This is a genomic window from Flavobacterium columnare, assembly GCF_014844295.1.
Lineage (GTDB): Bacteria > Bacteroidota > Bacteroidia > Flavobacteriales > Flavobacteriaceae > Flavobacterium > Flavobacterium columnare.
In genome coordinates this window covers 3,105,078-3,126,373 of record NZ_CP054494.1, presented here as the reverse complement: position 1 = coordinate 3,126,373, position 21,296 = coordinate 3,105,078, and the positions used below count along the sequence as shown (strand labels likewise).

Annotated in this window: 17 protein-coding genes; 5 read left to right on the top strand and 12 right to left on the bottom strand. The window is 32.1% G+C overall.

All coding sequences use genetic code 11. The features are described from left to right. Positions 1-432: 432 nt before the first annotated feature. Positions 433-1,296, bottom strand: a complete 864-nt coding sequence (locus tag HUE53_RS13805) for a hypothetical protein (RefSeq protein WP_192188585.1) — start codon at positions 1,294-1,296, stop codon at positions 433-435. Positions 1,297-1,591: 295 nt separating this feature from the next. Here HUE53_RS13805 and HUE53_RS13800 point away from each other — a divergent pair, with 295 nt between their 5' ends. Together HUE53_RS13800 and HUE53_RS13795 are read left to right on the top strand one after the other, a co-directional pair. Further along, positions 1,592-2,659, top strand: a complete 1,068-nt coding sequence (locus HUE53_RS13800) for a nucleoid-associated protein (RefSeq protein ID WP_107317847.1) — start codon at positions 1,592-1,594, stop codon at positions 2,657-2,659. Next, positions 2,649-3,941: a hypothetical protein gene (locus HUE53_RS13795; RefSeq protein ID WP_107317846.1), complete on the top strand. Its 1,293-nt coding sequence runs from the start codon at positions 2,649-2,651 to the stop codon at positions 3,939-3,941. The genes HUE53_RS13800 and HUE53_RS13795 overlap by 11 nt, the downstream gene beginning before the upstream one ends. Before the next feature lie 289 nt (positions 3,942-4,230). On the opposite strand, the gene trpA is transcribed toward HUE53_RS13795, so the two are convergent. From trpA to HUE53_RS13740, 11 genes are all read right to left on the bottom strand, one after another. Continuing rightward, positions 4,231-5,031, bottom strand: a complete 801-nt coding sequence (trpA, locus tag HUE53_RS13790) for a tryptophan synthase subunit alpha (protein ID WP_225556158.1) — start codon at positions 5,029-5,031, stop codon at positions 4,231-4,233. 133 nt (positions 5,032-5,164) lie between these two features. Further along, positions 5,165-6,370: a tryptophan synthase subunit beta gene (trpB, locus tag HUE53_RS13785; protein WP_192188584.1), complete on the bottom strand. Its 1,206-nt coding sequence runs from the start codon at positions 6,368-6,370 to the stop codon at positions 5,165-5,167. A gap of 325 nt (positions 6,371-6,695) precedes the next feature. Then, the gene (locus HUE53_RS13780; RefSeq protein ID WP_225556157.1) at positions 6,696-7,334 is read right to left on the bottom strand and encodes a phosphoribosylanthranilate isomerase; all 639 of its coding nucleotides are present in this window, start codon (positions 7,332-7,334) and stop codon (positions 6,696-6,698) included. 103 nt (positions 7,335-7,437) lie between these two features. After that, complete coding sequence (gene trpC, locus HUE53_RS13775) at positions 7,438-8,220, bottom strand: indole-3-glycerol phosphate synthase TrpC (protein WP_192188583.1); 783 nt, start codon at positions 8,218-8,220, stop codon at positions 7,438-7,440. A 103-nt stretch (positions 8,221-8,323) separates the two neighbouring features. Continuing rightward, entirely contained in the window at positions 8,324-9,316 is a 993-nt protein-coding gene (gene trpD / locus HUE53_RS13770; RefSeq protein WP_065213690.1) for an anthranilate phosphoribosyltransferase, read from the bottom strand. Positions 9,317-9,474: 158 nt separating this feature from the next. Next, complete coding sequence (locus HUE53_RS13765; protein ID WP_192188582.1) at positions 9,475-10,089, bottom strand: anthranilate synthase component II; 615 nt, start codon at positions 10,087-10,089, stop codon at positions 9,475-9,477. A gap of 54 nt (positions 10,090-10,143) precedes the next feature. After that, positions 10,144-11,544, bottom strand: a complete 1,401-nt coding sequence (locus HUE53_RS13760; RefSeq protein ID WP_192188581.1) for an anthranilate synthase component I family protein — start codon at positions 11,542-11,544, stop codon at positions 10,144-10,146. A gap of 925 nt (positions 11,545-12,469) precedes the next feature. Continuing rightward, entirely contained in the window at positions 12,470-13,285 is an 816-nt protein-coding gene (locus HUE53_RS13755) for a DUF2971 domain-containing protein (protein WP_192188580.1), read from the bottom strand. 142 nt (positions 13,286-13,427) lie between these two features. Beyond that, the gene (locus HUE53_RS13750) at positions 13,428-13,898 is read right to left on the bottom strand and encodes a hypothetical protein (RefSeq protein ID WP_192188579.1); all 471 of its coding nucleotides are present in this window, start codon (positions 13,896-13,898) and stop codon (positions 13,428-13,430) included. Between the two features lie 162 nt (positions 13,899-14,060). Continuing rightward, on the bottom strand, positions 14,061-14,819 hold the full coding sequence (locus HUE53_RS13745) for a restriction endonuclease (protein WP_192188578.1): 759 nt from the start codon (positions 14,817-14,819) through the stop codon (positions 14,061-14,063). Positions 14,820-15,322: 503 nt separating this feature from the next. Further along, complete coding sequence (locus HUE53_RS13740; RefSeq protein ID WP_192188577.1) at positions 15,323-16,063, bottom strand: DUF6261 family protein; 741 nt, start codon at positions 16,061-16,063, stop codon at positions 15,323-15,325. A gap of 1,063 nt (positions 16,064-17,126) precedes the next feature. Between HUE53_RS13740 and lipA the strand changes: the two genes are divergently transcribed. The 3 genes from lipA (at position 17,127) to HUE53_RS13725 (ending at position 21,296) form a co-directional block, all read left to right on the top strand. Beyond that, on the top strand, positions 17,127-17,999 hold the full coding sequence (lipA, locus tag HUE53_RS13735) for a lipoyl synthase (RefSeq protein ID WP_065213684.1): 873 nt from the start codon (positions 17,127-17,129) through the stop codon (positions 17,997-17,999). 79 nt (positions 18,000-18,078) lie between these two features. Beyond that, complete coding sequence (gap, locus tag HUE53_RS13730) at positions 18,079-19,089, top strand: type I glyceraldehyde-3-phosphate dehydrogenase (RefSeq protein WP_014164346.1); 1,011 nt, start codon at positions 18,079-18,081, stop codon at positions 19,087-19,089. 29 nt (positions 19,090-19,118) lie between these two features. Further along, positions 19,119-21,296 carry a tetratricopeptide repeat-containing hybrid sensor histidine kinase/response regulator gene (locus HUE53_RS13725; protein WP_014164347.1) on the top strand — a complete coding sequence of 726 codons (2,178 nt, stop codon included), beginning with the start codon at positions 19,119-19,121 and terminating at the stop codon, positions 21,294-21,296.

Below are 21,296 nucleotides of genomic sequence, written 5' to 3'. Positions count from 1 at the left end.
TTTAGACTTAGAACCTTAATTTCCTAAAAATGCTTAATAAGCACTTTGGGTAAGTTCATACAAAACGCTAAAATTTAAAATTTTGTAAAAGAATGAAGACTTTAAAAATTTTTTTTTAGAAAGGATGAGGTTTGTTATGAACAAGGTATTTAAAAAGGAATAGCATTAAGATAGCATTAATACCATTTAAACTTTGAATTTTCTTTTTAAAAATAGTACCTCTACAAAAGCAACAAAAATTAGTGTTGGTTCTCGATGCGTTTCGAACTCGAACGAACGATGATTTCAATTATATACTCAACCGTCCGTTCGAGTTGTTTTAAAATGAAAAAAAAAGATCGAGAATTTTACTTTTTAATCCAGTATATTTTAAGTTTAAATGGTATAAAAGACCTCTCGTTTGTGGCTCCAACGTTGGTCTAACTATAAAATTTACTCCAAAACATCCATATCAAAATCTTTTTTGCAGATGTTCACTTCGTTAGTCGTTTTGCGCATTTTGATTACAGAATGTCCCACATCCCCCTGGATGATTACCGAAGTGTCTTTGGTTTCGTTTTTAAAACTATAGTCCGATTCGTATTGACTCACAACGAAAACATCGTTTGTTTCCTGAAAGGTCATTTTTACTACCTCTTTCAATACCCTTACAGTATATCCCGTACTTTGTTTGTCGTTAAAATTATCACTGCTCATCTCAAAAGTATAGTCCGAAAGGAGATGATATTCCAAGGTTATCGGGCGACATTCTTTTTTGGTAAGCGTTAAGGAGCCCAGTAATGGTAATTTAGGATTTTGTGAGCGAAAATGCAGGATATAGTTAGCTTTATCACTGGTTTCTTCCAATTTGAATTGAAAATCTTTGCGATTCAAAAAAGCATAGCTTTCATAGAAGTGCTCCAACTGCCCAAAAATCGAAGTCAAATAAAATGGAATTTGCTCCCTTGGATTGCGTTCTTTTTTAAAAATGGCATTTTCAGCTTGCTGATACGTATCAAATTTAGCTTTGTCCAATTGATAAGTACTTTCGCAACCAATAGGCGAAACGGACTTCAAGAGACAAGTACCTTTAAAATTATAAAAAGGCATTTGGTTGATTTGCGCCACAGCTTCCACCGTATAAAAATCGGTGGTGTTTGAGCGGTAATGCTGTTTGAACTGCGCACGCATTTTCAATAGCACTTGCTCCAACTCAATTTCCTGAGGGGTTCTAAAATCTTTGTGTTCCTGTTTTTTGATTTGAGCACCAATGCCTTGTATAGCTAACAATGCAAAAAGAAGCGGACGTAGTAACATGCGTAGCCGATTTTGGGTTAGTAGTTCTTAAAGATACTAAAACGCAGGTATTTATAGAAAATTTTGTGGGATAAAAGAAAAGTACCCAACAGGATATTTTTTGAACCCTCTTTTGTATAAAATGCTATTTTTGAATAGCAAATAAACAAAACATTTTCCTCTACTAAACCCTGTGCTATTATTGTGCGTTTTCTTGTTTTAGCTTTTGGATATTGTTTTTACGGGAAACCGTAGCGGAAATAATTTTAAAACGTTAATTTTATAATTGAACAAAGTAAAAATTAAATTAGTATAAATGGAAGATAACATTAAAGTAAATAAGTATATAATTCATTTTTTAGAAAAAGAAAAAAATAAAGCAGAAGTTAAAATTGATTTTTCAGACAAAGTATCTAAATCAGATGATTTTTCAAATGTTTTGGTTAAAAGTTTGCATAAATCTATTAGTGAAAGTCCCTCATTAAAAAACACAAAGTTTAAAATAAATAATTCAAATGAATTCTCAAACTCATTAAATAGTTATTTAGAGTTGATTGAAGATGAAAATGAGGATGCCTTTTATGAATTATCTAAATCTATTACAGCTTTAAAAGAGAAAATTGAAACTAAACCATTTGCAACGGGAGGTTATTATTTATTTGTAGATTATTTTATATCTAATAATAGATTCATAGCGGTTGTATTACTCAGAAAGAGAGATGGAATTAACATAATAAAAAAGGAAGGAGTATTCACACTTGATAATACAGAGAACATTAATATTGATAAGATAGCAATGGCGTTGAGGATAAATTTTGCTATTTATTTGAATTCTGATTCAGAAGAAGAAAAAAATAATTACTTGGCATTAATCACAACTCAACAAGATGGAGAGGTTTCAGAATATTTTAAAGATTGGGTTAATGCTGGTGATATGATTAAGAACTCAGTCAATACTAAAAATTTTATTAGATTATTAAAACTGGTTGATTTACCAAAAAATGAAATTGGTGAAGAAAAATTCAAAGGTGTTGAAGAATTAAAGAGAGCTGTATATGAATATGTTAAAGATAAAAAAAGTAAAACAATTAATTTGTCTGACGTAAGTAGTCATTTGTGGGGAGAGGATAAGAAAAATATTTTAAGCGAAACGGCTAAAAATTATTCAATTGATATTGATAATGAATTTAAAAAAGAGACTAGAATTTTTAAAGAATTAATAACCATAAAAGCTAGTGTGGATGGTATTGTCATTTCTGTAGATTATGATAAAATTAATCCTGATGAAGTTGATATAAAAGAAGATGTAATAATAATTAAAAATAAGAAACTAGCTACTAAATTAAATAATAGATATAAAGAAGAAAAACAGAATGGTAGGTAGTAATATTTCGATAGATGAAGTTGTTAGTATTCTTGAAAAGAAATTTACTGATGGTAAAATTAATAGAATTAGTAATTCCGAAATTCAGATTACTGATAATGAAAATCAAAATAAATATAGCAATGAAATATTTATTAAAATTTTCAGTAATGTTGAACTTAACAAAGATAAAATTAGTTTAAAATTAAATAGATATGTCTCTGGAATTGATAATTTATTTATTTATTATAATGTCAAGGATTATTTAGTTGACGACAGTTATAAAGATGTCTATTATAATTCAGACATAATTATAATTGATTTTAATGGAGAAACTATACGAAAAAAAGCAGATGAAGATTTTAGTAAAGAAAAAGCTTTGTTTTTTAATTACCCTATTTACAAAGAATTATTTCTTTTTTTGAAATCGAATAATTTATTTACAACATTATATGGAGAGTCCAAAAATGAAATTATTATTGTAAATAAAAAGAATGGAGCTTTTCATATTGGGTATAAATCAAATGAGTTAAGAGTTGCTGATTTTGATAATATTCAACCACTGTTTTTGATTTTAAAAGAATCTTTTAAAAATAAAGAATTTGTTCAATTTTTTAAAGAAAACATAATTGTTTTTGGAATAGGTAATAACGACACTTTAGACCGTTTTTATCATATAGTTTTGAATTTAAATCCAATTCTTCGTCTTACAGAAAGAGATTATGAAAATTATGTTCTAGATTTTAATTTTGAAAATATAAAATCAAAATTTAAAGATGAAAGGAATAAATATTTTGAAAGTATAGAAAAAAATATTGAATCAGTAAATAAACAAGTTTTGTCTATTCCTTTAACTTTTGCTGCTACTGCGTTCGCAAGTTATCAAGTAAAAGATAAATCATTTATTGTGTTTCTGATACTTACAGGTTTTATATTATATTCAATTATCGCTTTTAAAATGTTAAATATTTCTAAGTATAATATTGATTGTATAAAAGGTGATGTGAAAAAAGAAGAAGGTGAAATTAAAAATAATTTTTTAAAAAATTATACTCATTTTGAATCAGATTTTAAGAAAATCTATTCAAAAATTTGTAAAATAAAAAGCTTAATAAATAGTATTAAATGGGTTTTATGTGCTATGCTATTACTTTTTGGTACATTTTCTTTTATCCAAATTTTATATAAACAAGAAATTAAGAAAGATGATTTTATAACAATACCTGTCGAATCTATAAAGCAAGTTGATACTTCTTCAAAAGCGGTTAATATTAGGATTTATAAGAGGTCTCACGAAAAGTAATTTTTAAAAAAGTATTTACTCCTAAAGAAAATTAATTTTTTTGAAACTAACAATGAGCCTTTTGAGAAGTATAAACAAGATATTGCCAAGCAAATAGGATTGTTTCTTCTGTCAAATGAATCTTCAAAAAATAAAGGGAATTAGTTGTTTTGTCTTTACTTTATGAGACTCCTCGTTGCCTCGGAGTGACCAACTGTATGGAGTAACTTTGAGTATCTCTGTGTTTTCTTTGAGTATCTCTGTGTAATAGCAAATAAAACAAAAGCCTGAAAAAATCTCAGGCTTTATATTATCGTATTTTCTTAATAAAATTTCCAATACCATCCACACCATTAGCGGTTAAATGTTTGATAAACGCGCTACCTATAATGGCACCTTGTTGGTGCGTAGTGGCTTGTTGGAACGTTTCAGCATCAGAAATTCCAAAACCAATTACTTGTGGGTTGTTGAGTTGCATTTGGGCAATTCGTTCAAAATACGCCATTTGCTCTTCGCCAAAGCCCGTTTGACTACCCGTAACGCTTGCGGTACTGACCATATAGATAAAACTATTGGAAACAGCATCGATCTGGCGAATGCGTTCGTCACTGGTTTGCGGAGTGATTAAAAAGATATTTTTTAAATTATATTTTTCAAAAATAGCCTGATATTCTTCTTGGTATATCTCTAAAGGTAAATCGGGGATGATTAAACCGTCGATGCCTACTTGGGCGCATTGCTGACAAAATTTTTCTACGCCAAATTGCAGTATCGGATTCAAATACCCCATAATCAATAACGGAATTTGTACCGTTTGACGAATGTCCTTTAATTGCTCAAATAGCAGAGCAGAAGTCATTCCGTTTTCTAACGCAACGGTCGAACTTTCTTGTATGGTGGGACCATCGGCTAAGGGATCACTAAACGGTAATCCAATTTCAATCATATCGACTCCGTTTTTTTCTAGTTCTTGGATAATGTGTACGATGTCGTTTAAAGAAGGATACCCAGCGGTGAAATACAGGGAGAGAATAGCCTCCCCAACCCCTCCAAAGGAGGGGCTAGCTGTTGCGTGTAATTTTGACGTGAAAAGTTTATTGATTCTATTCATAATTTTATTATTTAACCGCGAAGTGCGCTAAGGTGTACGCAAGGTTCGCGAAGGTGTTCTTTTATAATTTCATAAAAACTGATTGGGCGTTCCTACATTCCCCCTTCGGGGGTTAGGGGGCAATTGCGTCCAGTTAAGCCCCTCCTTTGGAGGGGTTGGGGAGGCTCAGGCTCCTCATATAAGTCTCCAAATCTTTGTCGCCTCTTCCTGAAAGGTTAATAACTACAATATCTTCTTTTCGGAATTTTTTTAAGCCAAAAACCGCTAAAGCGTGCGAACTTTCAATGGCTGGAATGATGCCTTCTTTTTTACATAGGTTAAGACCTGCTTGCATGGCTTCGTCATCGGTAGCCGACATAAATGTTGCTCTCCCGCTTTTGAATAAATGGGCGTGTAAGGGTCCCACACCTGGGTAATCTAATCCTGCCGAAATAGAATAGGGTTCGGTGATTTGTCCGTCTTCGGTTTGCATTAATAGCGTTTTACTTCCGTGGATAATACCTTCCTTTCCTAATATGGAAGTAGCGGCACTTTCGCCTGAATAAATTCCTTTTCCAGCGGCTTCTACTGCTATTAAATTGACATTTTCATCGTCTAGGAAATGATAAAAAGCGCCAGCGGCATTACTTCCTCCACCTACACAAGCAATGACATAATCAGGGGTTTCTCGACCTTCTTTTTCCAATAATTGTTTTCTAATTTCTTCCGAAATAATGCTCTGAAAACGGGCTACCATATCAGGGTAGGGATGAGGTCCTACTACTGATCCTATGATGTAAAAGGTATCTAGCGGATTGTTAATCCAATCGCGAATAGCTTCATTCGTCGCATCTTTTAAGGTCTTTGAACCTGAGGTGGCAGGACGGACTTCTGCGCCTAGCATTTTCATTCGGGCAACATTGGGTGCTTGACGTTTGATGTCGATTTCGCCCATATACACAATACATTGTAATCCCATTAAGGCGCAAACGGTAGCGGTAGCTACTCCGTGTTGACCAGCACCTGTTTCGGCTATGATGCGGTGTTTGCCTAATCGTTTGGCTAATAAAATTTGGCCTATGGTATTATTGACTTTATGTGCTCCTGTATGGCATAAGTCTTCTCGTTTTAGGTAGATATTGGTGCCATATTGCTCCGATAAATTTTTAGCAAAATACAAAGGGGTAGGGCGACCCACATAATCTTTTAATAATTGTAGATATTCCTCTTGGAAACTCTCCGTTTCGATAATATCAAGGTATTGTTGGCGTAATTGCTCCACATTAGGATACAGCATTTCGGGGATAAAAGCCCCTCCAAAATCACCATAAAATCCTCTTTCGTTTACTGTATATTTCATTTTTTTATTTTTAGTTGTTTCAAGTTTCAGGTTTCAAAGTTTTCTTGTTACACAGAGTTGCACAAAGTAAGGTACAAAGTTTCTCAAAGTTTGATGCTTGTTACTTATTACTATTCACTCTTTACTCTTTACTCTTTACTCTTTACTCTTTACTCTTTACTCTTTACTCTTTACTCTTTACTCTTTACTCTTTACTCTTTACTCTTTACTCTTTACTCTTTACTCTTTACTCTTTACTCTTTACTCTTTACTCTTTACTCTTTACTCTTTACTCTTTACTCTTTACTCTTTACTCTTTACTCTTCACTCTTCACTCTTTACTTCTTCACTCAACATTCGTTAATCTTAAATCATCAATCAGTAACCTACATTTCTCCACATCTTTCAACCCTGCATCGATTTCAAATTTACTATTGACGTCTATGGCGTAACATTTTTGACCGACGTCTGTTTTTAGGAAAGCTTTTAGCGCTTCTAATTCGTTTATGCCAATGCCTCCACTTAAAAAATAAGGTTTATCGGAAGGATAATTGTTTAAAATATCCCAATCAAAAGTAAATCCATTGCCTCCGTGTTGTTGTCCTTTGGTATCAAACAAATAATAGTCGCAAACATTTTCGTAGTTAATTATACTTTGAAAATCAAAATGAGCATCCATCGAAAATACTTTGATAACTTCAATTGAAGTGTCTTTTAAGGCTTGGCACATCGTTGCAGACTCTTTTCCGTGTAATTGCACTGCATTCAATTGATACTGTTGTATTTTTTGTTGAATGGTTTCCAAATCAGCATTGACAAACACGCCCACTTTTTTGATGGTATTGGGAATCTCAGGGATATTTCCTGTGCAATGCCTTGGAGACATTTCATAAAAAATAAAACCTAAATAATCGGGTTTTAGTTTCGAAACTGCCTGTATGTTGACAGGGTATTTCATTCCGCATATTTTGATTTTTATGGACATATTTTTTTGTTACACAGAGTTTCATAAAGTTTTTTCACAGAGTTACACAAAGTTTTAATTCTTTTTGTGGTTCTTCGTGTTTTCTCTGTGTGTCTCTGTGGAATTATCTACATTGATTTATAAATTCTTTTAAAGCCACTTCTGGATTATCGGTTTTCATAAAGTTTTCACCTATTAAAAAACCTTGATACCCATATTGTTGGAGTTCAATCACAGCACTAGGTTCGCTTATTCCACTTTCGGAAACTTTAACAAATTCATTCGGGATTTTAGGAGCGAGTTCCTTACTGTAATTCAGACTCACTTCAAAGGTTTTTAGATTACGATTGTTTACGCCAATCATATCCAAACTGGGCATAATCGATTTTTCCAATTCTTCTTCGTTGTGGACTTCCAATAAAACTTCTAAAGCCAATGATTGCGCAAATTCCGATAATTGTTTGATTTCTTCACGGGTTAAAACCGCTGCAATCAACAAAATGGTATCCGCACCATACGCTTTTGCTTCAAGAATTTGATATTCATCCACGATAAATTCTTTTCGCAATAAAGGCACCGAAGTCGATGCTTTAGCGAGAAGTAAATCATCTAACGAACCTCCGAAGTATTTTCCATCAGTCAGCACAGAAATCCCCGAAGCACCACCATTTTGATACCCCATTACCACTGAGTTCACACTATGATTTTGATTGATAACCGCTTTAGATGGCGACCTGCGTTTGTGTTCGGCGATAATACCCACAAAGTTGTTTCGTAAATTTTTACTCATCGAAGTTGTTTTACTTCCAAATAACACCGATTGCTCCAATTGGCTCACCGGTACAATCGATTTTTTAAGTTCAACTTCTATTTTTTTATCTGCTATTATTTTATCTAGAATATTCATTGTTTTTAAGTGATAAGTAAATAGTAATTAGTGATAAGTGAATAGTGTTTTGTGATTAGTTCATTTTCAGGGAAATCTCTGACTAATCACTTTTTACTTTTCACTAATTACTTAATTTTTGTAATTTCTCCAACTTCTCCAAAGCCCTTCCACTCATTAAACTCTCTTTTGCTAGTTCAAATCCGTCGAGTACCGAGCAATTTTGAGCGGTGGCAATAGCCAATCCAGCATTAGCACAGACCACATTGTTTTGAGCCGTAGTACCGTTACCTTGAAGAATGTTCATAAAAATATCCGCCGATTCTTGTACAGTAGTTCCGCCAGCAATATCGATAGCGTTTAATTTGGTTATATTAAAATCTTCAGGTTTTAAGATTCTTTCGGTATTACGAGAAATAACTTTGGTAGCATTCGTTAACGATACTTCATCATAACCATCTAAATCGTGTAAAATGGTAAAATTAGTTTCGGTATTTTGGTACAAATAAGCATACATACGAGCCAATTCTAAATTGAAAACGCCTACCATTTGATGTTTAGGAAAACTAGGATTCACCATAGGACCTAACATATTAAAGAAGGTTTTTACACCCAATTCCTTACGGATAGGCGCTACTTCTTTCATAGCAGGGTGGAAAAGAGGCGCGTGAAGGATACAAATATTTGCTTCTTCCAAGCATTTTTCTAAAAAGCCTTTGTCATTACTGAATGTAACCCCAAGGTTTTCCATTACATTACTCGACCCAGAAATAGAAGAAAGTCCGTAATTCCCGTGTTTAGTCACTTTGGTACCTGCACCAGCCGTGATAAAAGACGCTAAAGTCGAAATGTTAAACGTGTCTTTTCCGTCTCCACCCGTTCCACAAAGGTCAATGGTGTCATAAGCCGAAAAATCGGTTGCGATACATAAATCTAATAGCGCTTGACGGAAACCTGCTAATTCAGCAATGGTAATAGGGCGCATCATAAACACGGTTAAAAACGATGCAATCTGACTCGGATTGTACTGTCCGTGTGAGATGTTAACTAATATTTGGTACGCCTCGTCTTGCGAAAGTGTTTCGTGTTGGAATAATTTATTAAGTGTTGATTTCATTAGGTGTGAATTAAAAATGATGAATTAAAAATTAAAAGTTCATTTGTTAGATTCTATGAAATGAAGTAACACAATGTTGCACAATGTTTTTTCACAACGTTTCACAATGAAAAAAACTTCTTTGACTTTGTGTCCGAACTTTGTGCGACTTTGTGTAACTACCCACGCCAACTTACCCAATTCTCTAAAATCTTTTTACCCAATGGTGTTAATACACTTTCAGGATGGTATTGTACCCCACGAACATCGTAAGACTTATGTTTTAAGGACATAATTTGTCCGTTTGCATCTACCGAAGTTACTTCCAGAACCGCAGGGAAGTTTTCATTTGCCACCACCCACGAATGGTAACGTCCTACTTCAAACTCCGCTGGTAAATCTCTAAAAAGTACTTCATCAGGATTCGTTAATTTGACCTTTGTAGCTACGCCGTGATACACCTTTTCCAGGTTGGTTAACTGTCCACCAAAAACTTCACCTATGGCTTGTTGTCCTAGGCAAACCCCTAAGATACTTTTGGTAGGCGCATATTTTTCGATAACTTGTTTTAATAAACCCGCCTCATCTGGAATACCAGGACCAGGAGAAAGTAATATTTTATCAAACTTTTCAAGTTCGGCTAATTCAAACTCGTCGTTGCGATACACCGTAACCTCACAATCTAAATCTTCTAAGTAATGTACCAAGTTGTAGGTAAAACTATCGTAATTGTCTATGACTGCTATGAGCCCCTTTGCCCCCGAAGAGGGAACTGTTGTATGTGTTGTATTCATCTTTATATTTTTTTTAGTTGCTCTTAAGCCCTCCTTTGGAGGGTTTGGGAGGCTTTAAATTGTTTCTGCTAACTCCAGCGCTTTATTCAACGCTCCTAATTTGTTAAACACTTCGTTATTTTCACTTTCTTCTACCGAATCGTTTACAATTCCAGCCCCTGCTTGATAATGTAATTCGTGATTTTTGCTAATAAAAGTACGAATCATTATGGCGTGGTTAAAATTTCCTTCAAAATCCATTACCCCAATGGCACCCCCGTAAAACGAACGGTTGGTATTTTCAATTTCTTCGATTAAATGTAAGGCTTTGTGTTTAGGCGCTCCTGAAAGTGTGCCCGCTGGAAAAGTATCTGCCACCACTTGCATCGTTGTTGCCGACTCGTGTAATTCGCTGGTTACTTTGGAAACCAAATGAATGACGTGTGAAAAGAATTGGACTTCTCTGTATTTTTCTACTTGAACATTATGACCGTTGCGACTCAAATCGTTACGGGCTAAATCGACCAACATTACGTGTTCGCTATTTTCTTTAGGGTCTTCTGATAATTGTTTTGCCAAAAGCGCATCTTTTTCATCATCGCCCGTACGTTTAAAAGTTCCTGCGATAGGATGGATTTCGGCTTTGCGGTTTTGAATGATAATTTGTGCTTCAGGAGACGAACCCATAATTTTGAAATTACCATAATCAAAATAAAATAGGTAAGGAGAAGGGTTGATGCTTCGTAAAGCACGATACACATTAAATTCGTCGCCTTTGAATTTTTGCGAAAAGCGACGCGACAACACCAACTGGAATACATCGCCACGGGCACAATGTTTCTTACCTAAGCTGACATTTTGTTTAAAAGCCTCATCGGTCAGGTTAGAAGTACTTTGCCCTTCACGCTCAAAAGTATATGAAGCAAAGGTTTTCGATTGTATGTATTGCTCGATTTCAGCTAAATTATCCTGTCCGTTTGTACTATGGCAAAACAAATACGCTTCATTTTTAAAGTGATTGATAGCAATGATATTCTGATAGACACTATAATGTATATCGGGAATGGCTAAATCCCCTTGTTTTTTTTGGATATCCACTTTTTCGAAATAGCGTACGGCATCAAACGTAGTGAATCCAAAAAGTCCGTTGGTTATAAATTTGAAATTGGATTTTTCTACTTCAAAACTTGTAGTGAAGCTTTCTATGGCATCCAAGACTTCTTTTTTATGGGTAATACTTTTGGTAGAGGAAGAACCATCAGGAAAAGAAGTGGTTATAGTCTCGTTTTGAATCGTAATCGAAGCTATGGGATTGCAACAGATGTACGAAAAACTCTTGTCATTAGTATGATAATCGTTACTTTCTAACAAAATGCTGTGCGGGAATTTGTCCCTTAGTTTTAAGTAAATGCTTACCGGCGTGATGGTGTCGGCAAGGATTTGTTTGTAGGTGGTATGTAATTGTATTTTGTTCATTTTGTGTGTTTTCTAAATTTTTAACAATAAAAAAAGGCTTGTCGTGATTGACAAGCCTTTTTGAGTATATTATGGTTTTAAACTACTACATAGCTGGTACTGCTCACGACGTTTGACGTAAGTTGTTCCACCACCAAGTATTGTTTAAACTATTTTGCATTTTTATTTTCATTATTTGTATAGTGCAAATGTATAGAATTATTTTTTTAAAATCCAAAACAAATTTTAAAAAAGCGTGTCGTATTTTTTTGTTTCCTTGTAGGATAGTGTTTGATATATGATTTTTTATAGCAATGGAATCTGTTTTTAAATAAACCTGTGGCTACGGATTTTTAAGAGAAGTATATGTAGTAGCAGGTGAAAAATGGAGGAGGAAGATTAGGAAGGGGCTTGAGGTGTAGTTTTATTTAGAAAACCTAACAGGTTTTTTATACCATTTAAACTTTGAATTTTCTTTTTAAAAATAGTACATCTACAAAAGCAACAAATATTAGTATTGGTTCTCGATGCGCTTCGCACTCGAACGAACGATGATTTCAATTATATACTCAACCGTCTGTTCGAGTTGTTTTTAAAATGAAAAAAAAACGTATCGAGAACTTTACTTTTTAATCCAGTATATTTTAAGTTTAAATGGTATTAAACCTGTTAGGTTTAACTAAATTTTAAAATTGATTTTTGGTTATGAGAGTATTTGAGTTTTGATAAGTTTAATATAGTTATTACCAATATCGATAATTTCAATTTTGTAAATAAGTTCTCTAATTATAAGTTCGTTTTTAACTAATTTGTCAACCTGATATATTTTATTATTGAAACTATTTTTTAATATTTCTAAAAATTCTTTACTTGATTTACCATTATTGTTATCCTTGAAATTATATATATAGATATTTGTATCAATAATCTCTAATTTATTGAATCTCTAATTATTAAAGAATAAAGGAGCAAGAATTACTTTTGAGATAGCATCTTTGTTTATTTGTATATTGCCTCCAGATTTTCTATCATCTTCAATTAATTTTTCATCATCATTGATTATTTCAGTAGGGAAAGAAATTGAATTAAATTTTCTATCACGGAGTAAAAAACGCCATTCGTTTTCATATCCCCAAAATTTGTCTTTTTGAGCAAAACAATATAAGATAGCTAAAATTGCTTCGAAATTTATTTTGTTTTCTTTTTTTTCGTAACCAATATATTCATAGAAATCTTTTTGTTTTAAATTGTCATAACTTATGGGAAAGAATAAACAATCATTTTCTTCTCTATTTTGATTTATACTCTTTTTTAAATTATCAGTTTCAAATTCTAAACAATACCCACTTTCATTTGTATAATGAATCCATAAAAGTTCGTTTTTGTATGTATCTGAAAGGGATAAAACACCTCTGCATTCAAGAACCTTATTAGTTAATTTCTTAACTAAATTTTTAACACTTTCTATTGTATTCTCCCTATCTTCACCTGTTATCTTTTGATGATGGATGATAAAATTTTCCATATTCCATAATGAAAAATTTCCATCCATAACATCATTAAGTAAATGTGCGTGCGAGAAATATATAGTGCTGTTTTTGAGACCTTTTAAAGTGTAATCAGATAGAGAATAATATTTATAAAGTTTTTCTGGGAAGGCTACATTTTTACAAATATCTATTGTAACATTAGTTGTTTTTTCTTCGAATGTAAATTTTGCTTTGACTAAATTTAAAGGCGAAGGTGGTTTTTTATTTTCCATTTGATTTGTTTTTTTAAAAGTGTTATTAGTCTGTTGAAGGAATTTAGTGAATGGATTTTGTCCAATGAAGTCTGTGCTGTTCAGGATTATAAATTATATTAGGCTCTTAAATTCAACGAAAATAGAGCGGGGATTGATAATTTTATTTCCAAAATTTCCACCATTTTTTTTCATCGATTTTAGATGCACTTTCAGTATCGTCTTTGAGATTAATGGTTACACTTCCAACAGTGTCAATATCCCAAATTGTTGCAGTCTTAATATCTATTGAATTTATATTTAAAAAGTTTTCTATTTTTTTGTTTAGATACTCGTCGCTTGTAATTTCTTCTTTATTTGTTCTAGGTAATGAAATAATTGATTTGTCATCATTTTCAATTCTCATCATTCTATCAGCAAGTAATTTTAAAATATTTTCTGGGTAGCTAGAAGTTGCATTTTTGGGAATATTATAATCCTCATCAAAGTGAAAATAATCAGTAATTAGAATTGAAAAAAACTGATTATCACGTTTATCAAAATAAAATAATTCAGATATTCTTTCGCTTGGTTGTTGGAAACCAATTTTTATCCAATTATAGATTCTTTCTTCTAATGTTTGTTTTATTTCCATTTTTTTGTTGAAAATTTTGAAAGATATCTCGCCTGCTTAGCAAAATATTTGAGTTAGCGAATCTTTAATTCTTTTAGAAATAGATAGTTGGTACTTGTTAAAATCAAATTTAATTTAGACTTATAGCGCATATTGACAAAAATATGGTTAGAGTTGGTATAGTTAATATTTATCTTGAAGCCAAATTTTAATATCATTGTAATCTTTTAATTCAAGTTGATTCTCAATTAATTTAGCCTCTTCTTGAGCATCCTTTGTGAAGAAGCTGGTTGTGACAATGATACTTTTGGATGGTTTTCTTAAATAATGTACACCTGCAACGTTTCTAATTATTCCAACATCAATTTTATTATCTGGAGTATATCTTTTGCACTCAATGTAAGCAAGTAGATTATAAACTGGATTTTTTATACTTGCAATAATATCCCTTCCACCATCCCTAGTGGCTTTTGTTAATTCTACATCGAAACCATAATCATTAAAAATACTAGCTATTAATTCTTCAAATTTCCGTGGGTTAATTTCGTATAATTTTTCAGGAAATTTTTTGAAATATTTTTTCACAGTATCATCAATTTCAGTAATTATTATTGGGGATTTAGGGATGAATAGGTTTGATTCATAAATCATTTTTTCTATTTTACCTGTCATCGCGATGCTATCCATTTTAGAGTAAAGATTTTTAATTGCATCATTAGCTTCTTCAATTGAAATCTCAACATCAATAGCTCTATATACTTCATCTTCATCTTTTCCTAGAATGACATAACTATAATCCTTATCAAAATTATCTAGTAAAATTGTTGCAATAATATTTGCATCGTCATCTGAGTACCATAATTTTTCTTTAGCTATAAAGGTTGGAAAACTTTCAAGATTATAATGTTGGAATTCTTCTTCTGAAATTTGTCTTATTGCCATAGTTTTTTAGTATTTGTTCTAAAATACCAAATATACATATATAATAGTTTGCCTAAAAAAAGTTTCATAATTCTAAACCTCTAGCTCATTTTTTAATAAACAATTGTCACAAAAACTAAAATTTGATTCAGTCTTTATGATGATGAAGCAATAAAGCTTATTTTAGCCAATGTAAAAACTTGTTAGTCTTGTTAATCTATCAAAAAACACTCAAACTCCTCTTCATTTGCACCATCAACGAATGCGAAGTGCCACCGCCCATGCGATTTACCAAGACTTTAGCAATAAGGGAGAATTAAAAAAGTATCTATATGTAGGAGCATAGTTGAATAGTAGTGCTTTTTTGAGTGGGTATTTTTGAAAGTTAAAGTCTTTTCAACTTTTAAATTTTCAATGGGGTAAGCTGTATATCCCAGCAATTGACCGTTAATAAATACGAAATGCAACCTTATCCTAAAGTTGCATTTCGTGTATAGACTAATTTGTAGTATTACTATTGAGTTTTAATTTTGAGTACTGGTCGTTAGATCAACTGATTTAGCTCTACCCACAATCAGATTGTTATATTGATCAATCAAGGCATTGAGCTGATTAATAGAGGTTGCGTAAGGTGAAATAGCAGGCGCCTCAATTAGCGTGTGAAATGCTGTAATACGGTCTCTTAAGGCATAGTACACGGTGTTGGCTTCGTTGCGTTTGCTGATTAAATTTTCTGGTGTAGCATTGCCATATTCTTGAGTTCTATCAAGATATACGGTGTTAAACGCATTGTTTTGTTTTTTCATTTCGTCTTTCCATGCTGTCAAATTAAGGGTAGTAAGTGCAGCTATAAGTTCTGGTTTTGTTTCCCAATCGTTGATGATGTTAGTCAGGGTAGCTGTTTCGGTTTGGTAGTTTAATCGAGAGATCCCCGAACCGTAAAATCGTAGGTTAGTGGCTAATTTTTGTGCGGCTACTCGAAGGGTTTCCTCAAAATGGTATTCATAGCCTTGAACCACATAGAATAAACCATTTATACAATCGTCCCTTCTTTTGTCAATGTTTAATAGGGTAGTGGTGTTTTCGTTCGCCAGCATTTTTTTGAACAGCGTATCCATTTCGCCAACTTTAGTTTGTAAATCCGCTAATTTTGCGGTTACATTTAGGGCGTTGGGATCGTTGCGTTCTACGATGGTAACAAAATCTTTCATGAACTGGAGGTACTCGGCATTGCGTAGTTTAACCAAGTCGATAGCGTTAATCATAGGTCTGTTTGTTTAAAATTTTAACTGCAATATAATTATTTTTCTCGAAAAGAGGTAGCAAGGGTGCAGGAGGTTTTCGGGGCTTCCCGAAAGTTTGTTGCGAGGGTGTTTGGGGTTTTCGGGCGTTCCCGAAAAGTGGTTACTAGGGTGCAGGAAGTTTTCGGGAAGCCCCGAAAGTTTGTTGCAGGGGTGTTTGGAACTTTCGGGAAATTTTGTTTAAAAATGTTAACAAGTGGGTGGCTAGTTTATTAGTTGGTTGTTTTTGTAAATTTTGCTTGAGTTCTGGATGGTGTCTAATCAACATGCCGTTTGTCACTCCTACGTAAGGAGGCGTTTTATAATCAGCGTTATGTGATTTCTCCCTTTGGTCGAAATGAACAAGATTGTGAACTTTTGGGACAGTCTCAAGGTTAAAAAAATAGTATTATGAGGAAATTTTAAAGTTAAAATGGTATAACTACTTTGTTTTTAGCTATTGTGTCTCTCAGAGGTTGGGTGTCAAACTATACCATTGTTTGTCAGTTATATTTTCTAAAAGAGTTTTAAAGCCATTTAAATCATCGTTTATGAGTGGTATTTGATCGGTTCTAATTAGTGATGTTTTAGATTGCAGTATTTGATCAATCAGTTTAAATTCAGGATCAAGAGAAAGAGAGTAAATGGCTAATTTTTTTCTAAAACGGTTGAATTTTTTATTGAGAGTGTATTTTTTTCGTTTGGATTAGTTTTGTTGTGTTAAGGATTAATTTCGTAGAAAAAGTTATCAAATTTTATGTTTTTTTGAATTTGTTAGATAAAGTATGGGATTTGATTGCTAAAGTGGTCTTCTTTAATTAATATATAATGATTTTGTTTAAGGTTAATTAGTAGTTCTTTCCATCCTTTTCCTTGAAGCCTTTTATTGGTAACTTAAAAAGGAATTGAAAAGGTTAGGAGGATATAATTGACGAATGACTAATCCTGAAATGGGGGAATAATGTATAGTTTTTTACGTTATTTTAACATAACAACCAAATCTTATTATTTATAACAATGATTATCTTTGTGGCGAAATAAATAAAGAATGGATACAACAAATACTTCAAATATACTTCCTACAGGAAAACCCAAATGGCTTAAGGTAAAACTTCCTATTGGTCAAAAATACACAGAATTGAGAGGATTGGTAGATAAGTATAAACTTAATACGATTTGTACTTCGGGAAGTTGCCCTAATATGGGAGAGTGTTGGGGTGAGGGTACAGCTACTTTTATGATTTTAGGAAATGTTTGTACACGGTCTTGTGGTTTTTGTGGGGTTAAAACGGGACGTCCGGAAGATATTGAATGGGATGAGCCGGAAAAAGTAGCGCGTTCTATTAAAATTATGAAGATCAAACATGCGGTTATTACAAGTGTTGATCGGGATGATATTAAAGATATGGGGTCTATTATTTGGGCGGAAACAATAAAAGCAATTCGCAGAATGAATCCACAGACGACTCTAGAAACTTTAATACCCGATTTTCAAGGTGTTGAACGTAATATAGATAGGATTGTAGAGGCTAACCCCGAGGTGGTTTCGCATAATATGGAAACAGTTCGTCGTTTAACAAGAGAAGTGCGTATACAGGCCAAATATGATAGAAGTTTAGCTGTTTTAAAATATTTAAAAGAACAAGGCATTCGTAGAACTAAATCAGGAATAATGCTTGGTTTAGGAGAAACAGAGGAAGAAGTTTATGAAACGATTCGAGATATTCGTACTCAGAATGTAGATATCATTACCATTGGACAATATTTACAACCTAGTAAAAAACATCTGCCTGTAAAACGGTATATTACACCAGAAGAATTTGCTAATTATGAAAAATACGCAAAAGAATTAGGGTTTCGTCATGTAGAAAGTGGCGCATTGGTACGTTCTAGTTATCACGCAGAAAAACATATACTTTAAATAACTATAGAATAAAATTTAGTTAATAAAAGAAACTGAATTTATTTTACCTTAATACCTTTAAATTTTGAATTTGAATTTGAAACTTGAAACAAAAATAAGGATTGCCATTAATGGTTTTGGTCGTATTGGTAGAAATCTATTCAGATTATTGCTTAATCATCCTCAGATAGATGTTGTGGCTATTAATGATATTGCAGATAATAGAACTATGGCCCATCTGTTAAAATATGATAGTATACATGGTGTTTTACCTTTTGATGTTTCCTATAATGAAAAATCTATCATTGTAGAAGGAAGAGAATATATCTTTTTTCATGAAAAAGAAATAAAAAATTTAGTTTGGAAAGATTTAAATATAGATTTTGTTGTTGAAAGTACAGGAAAATTTAAAACATACGAGTCTATATATGCACATATTAAGGCAGGAGCTCAAAAAGTAATATTATCTGCGCCAGCTGAAGTAGATGCAATTAAGACGGTTGTTTTAGGAGTAAATGAGGATATTTTAGATGGAAGTGAAGTTATTATATCCAATGCAAGTTGTACGACTAATAACGCCGCTCCTATGATAAAAGTAATACAGGAATTGTGCGGTATTGAACAAGCCTATATTACCACTGTACATTCGTTTACTACGGATCAAAGTTTGCACGATCAGCCCCATAAAGATTTGCGTAGAGCGAGAGGAGCCTCGCAATCTATAGTACCCACTACTACTGGAGCAGCAAAAGCATTGACTAAAATATTTCCAGATTTAGAAGGAAAAATAGGAGGGTGTGGTATTAGAGTTCCAGTGCCAGATGGATCCCTTACAGATATTACTTTCAACGTTAAAAAAGAGGTTAGTATAGAAGAAATTAATACCACTTTTCTTAATGCTTCAAAAAATGAATTAAAAAATATTTTAGCTTACACAGAAGACCCAATTGTTTCGGTTGATATTTTAGGGAACCCTCATTCGTGTTTGTTTGATGCACAATTAACATCTGTTATCGATAAAATGGTAAAAGTAGTAGGATGGTATGACAACGAAATAGGATATTCGTCAAGAATTATTAATTTAATTGAATATATTGTAAAAAAATAATTACATTTAGGGAGTTTTTTCAACTCCCTATGAACAAAATATATTTATCGTTACTCCTATTTCTTAATTTACAGGTTTTAGGATTTTATAATAGTACAGATAACTCCTCTGTAGACAGTTCCTATTATTATTCTGAAAAGGCAATACGTTTTAAGGATTTTAAGATTTATGAAAGAGCATTAGAAAATGCCAATAAATCTATTGTGTTTGCGCAAAAGACAACTAATAATGCTTCTTTGGCCAATGGGTATTATACATTAGGTATTATTTATTTAGATTTTAAAAAATACGATGATGCAATAGAACAGTTTATTCGAGCTGTTTCTGTTTATAATACTCTGGAACCATCTACTAAGCTAGCTTTATCTTATTTTAAAATAGGAATTTGCCATTTGCATAAAGGAAATAATATAAAAGCTGAAGCCTATTTTAGCAAAGCTAATTCAGTATATGATAATATTGATTTACCTCAAGCCAAGGTTGTTTTGTTATTAGAAAAAACAAAAATTTATATAAAACAAAATAATCTAATATTGGCAGAAGCTAATTTGATAAAGTTATTAAATAGTCCTCACATTACAGAAATCAAAAGAAATCAAGCAGAAATATTTTTTCAATTAGGCATGGTAAAAAGTCTAGAAAAAAAATATGTAGACGCTTTAGAGTATTTAAAAAAAGGCTATCTGTTAAGTAAAAAAGAAAAAAATGCGTGTTTACAATTACGATGTACAGAAGAGTTAAGCAAAATTTATGAAATAAATGACTTAACTAACAATTCTTTATTCTTTTTAAAAAAACATCTTCGTATAAAAGACTCTCTAGAACGAGTAGGGCAGCTTAAGAATCAACATTTGATTAACGAACAAGTAAAAGTGGATGATTTGATGAAATCCATGGAAAAAATGGACAAGGATAAAAAGAGCCAAGAAAAAGCAACTCAGTTTTCTAAATTAATAAATATTCTTGCAATAGCTCTGATTACAATTCTTTCGTTACTAAGTCTTTCTCTGTATAAAAATAATATTATTCGTAATAAATCGAATGAATTATTAAGAGAAAAAAACAATGAATTAAAAATAGCAAAAGAAAGAATAGAAAAAGCATCTAAAGCTAGAACCGAATTTTTATCTACAGTAAGCCATGAACTAAGAACGCCATTAAACGCTATTAATGGTATCTCTCATTTGTTATTAGAAGAAAATCCTAAAAAAAGTCAAATAGAATATTTGAAATCATTAAAATTCTCAGGGAATTATCTTTTGACTTATATAAATGAAATTTTAGAAATTAATAGAATCGAATCCAATAATATAGAATTAGAATTAATCAATTTTAACTTCAGAGAACTTATTAATAATATACATAAATCTTTAAAAGAGTTAGCCGAACAAAATAATAATTTATTTAGGTTAGAAATAGATGAAAATATTCCTCAAAATCTCATAGGTGATACGACTAAAATATCGCAAATTTTTATTAATTTAATAAACAATGCCTTAAAATTTACAAAAAATGGAGAAGTATTGTTCATAGCAAAATTAATTTCGGAAGACAAAAACTTATGTAATATTCATTTTGAAATTAAAGATACAGGTATCGGAATACCAGAAAATAAACAAGAAGAAATTTTTGAAAGTTTTTCTCAAGGATCAGTAGAAATAAATAGAAAATATGGAGGTACAGGATTAGGACTGACTATTGTAAAAAGATTAGTAGCTCTAATGAAAGGAGATATAAAAGTAACAAGTATAGTAGATAAAGGATCACAGTTTTATTTTGATTTGACATTAGAAAAAGGAGTTTCAGAAATTGAAGTAACAGATCAACAACTAAATAATGAAGTATTCATTGGTAAAAAAGTTTTACTTGTAGAAGACAATAAAATAAACCAAATGATTACGAAGAAAATATTAGAAAAGAAAAAAATGCTTGTTACTTTATGCGAAACAGGGGAGGACTCTATTGAAATGATGCGTAAAAATCAATACGATATAACCTTAATGGATGTGCATTTACCAGGAATAAATGGAACGATTGCAACCGAAAAAATTAGAAAATTTGATGAAGAAACACCTATTATTGCATTAACGGCTATTTCTTTAAATGAAAACCGAGAAATGCTTTTATCGTATGGTATGACAGACGTTATAACCAAACCGTTTAATCCCGATGATTTTTATAAAATCATCGAGACTAACCTTGTTTGA

Excerpts from the sequence above, each read along its gene's own strand:
- HUE53_RS13805 (WP_192188585.1), bottom strand. The coding sequence starts at position 1,296 with ATGTTACTACGTCCGCTTCTTTTTGCATTGTTAGCTATACAAGGCATT.
- HUE53_RS13800 (WP_107317847.1), top strand. The coding sequence starts at position 1,592 with ATGGAAGATAACATTAAAGTAAATAAGTATATAATTCATTTTTTAGAA.
- HUE53_RS13795 (WP_107317846.1), top strand. The coding sequence starts at position 2,649 with ATGGTAGGTAGTAATATTTCGATAGATGAAGTTGTTAGTATTCTTGAA.
- trpA (WP_225556158.1), bottom strand. The coding sequence starts at position 5,031 with ATGAATAGAATCAATAAACTTTTCACGTCAAAATTACACGCAACAGCT.
- trpB (WP_192188584.1), bottom strand. The coding sequence starts at position 6,370 with ATGAAATATACAGTAAACGAAAGAGGATTTTATGGTGATTTTGGAGGG.
- HUE53_RS13780 (WP_225556157.1), bottom strand. The coding sequence starts at position 7,334 with ATGTCCATAAAAATCAAAATATGCGGAATGAAATACCCTGTCAACATA.
- trpC (WP_192188583.1), bottom strand. The coding sequence starts at position 8,220 with ATGAATATTCTAGATAAAATAATAGCAGATAAAAAAATAGAAGTTGAA.
- trpD (WP_065213690.1), bottom strand. The coding sequence starts at position 9,316 with ATGAAATCAACACTTAATAAATTATTCCAACACGAAACACTTTCGCAA.
- HUE53_RS13765 (WP_192188582.1), bottom strand. The coding sequence starts at position 10,089 with ATGAATACAACACATACAACAGTTCCCTCTTCGGGGGCAAAGGGGCTC.
- HUE53_RS13760 (WP_192188581.1), bottom strand. The coding sequence starts at position 11,544 with ATGAACAAAATACAATTACATACCACCTACAAACAAATCCTTGCCGAC.
- HUE53_RS13755 (WP_192188580.1), bottom strand. The coding sequence starts at position 13,285 with ATGGAAAATAAAAAACCACCTTCGCCTTTAAATTTAGTCAAAGCAAAA.
- HUE53_RS13750 (WP_192188579.1), bottom strand. The coding sequence starts at position 13,898 with ATGGAAATAAAACAAACATTAGAAGAAAGAATCTATAATTGGATAAAA.
- HUE53_RS13745 (WP_192188578.1), bottom strand. The coding sequence starts at position 14,819 with ATGGCAATAAGACAAATTTCAGAAGAAGAATTCCAACATTATAATCTT.
- HUE53_RS13740 (WP_192188577.1), bottom strand. The coding sequence starts at position 16,063 with ATGATTAACGCTATCGACTTGGTTAAACTACGCAATGCCGAGTACCTC.
- lipA (WP_065213684.1), top strand. The coding sequence starts at position 17,127 with ATGGATACAACAAATACTTCAAATATACTTCCTACAGGAAAACCCAAA.
- HUE53_RS13725 (WP_014164347.1), top strand. The coding sequence starts at position 19,119 with ATGAACAAAATATATTTATCGTTACTCCTATTTCTTAATTTACAGGTT.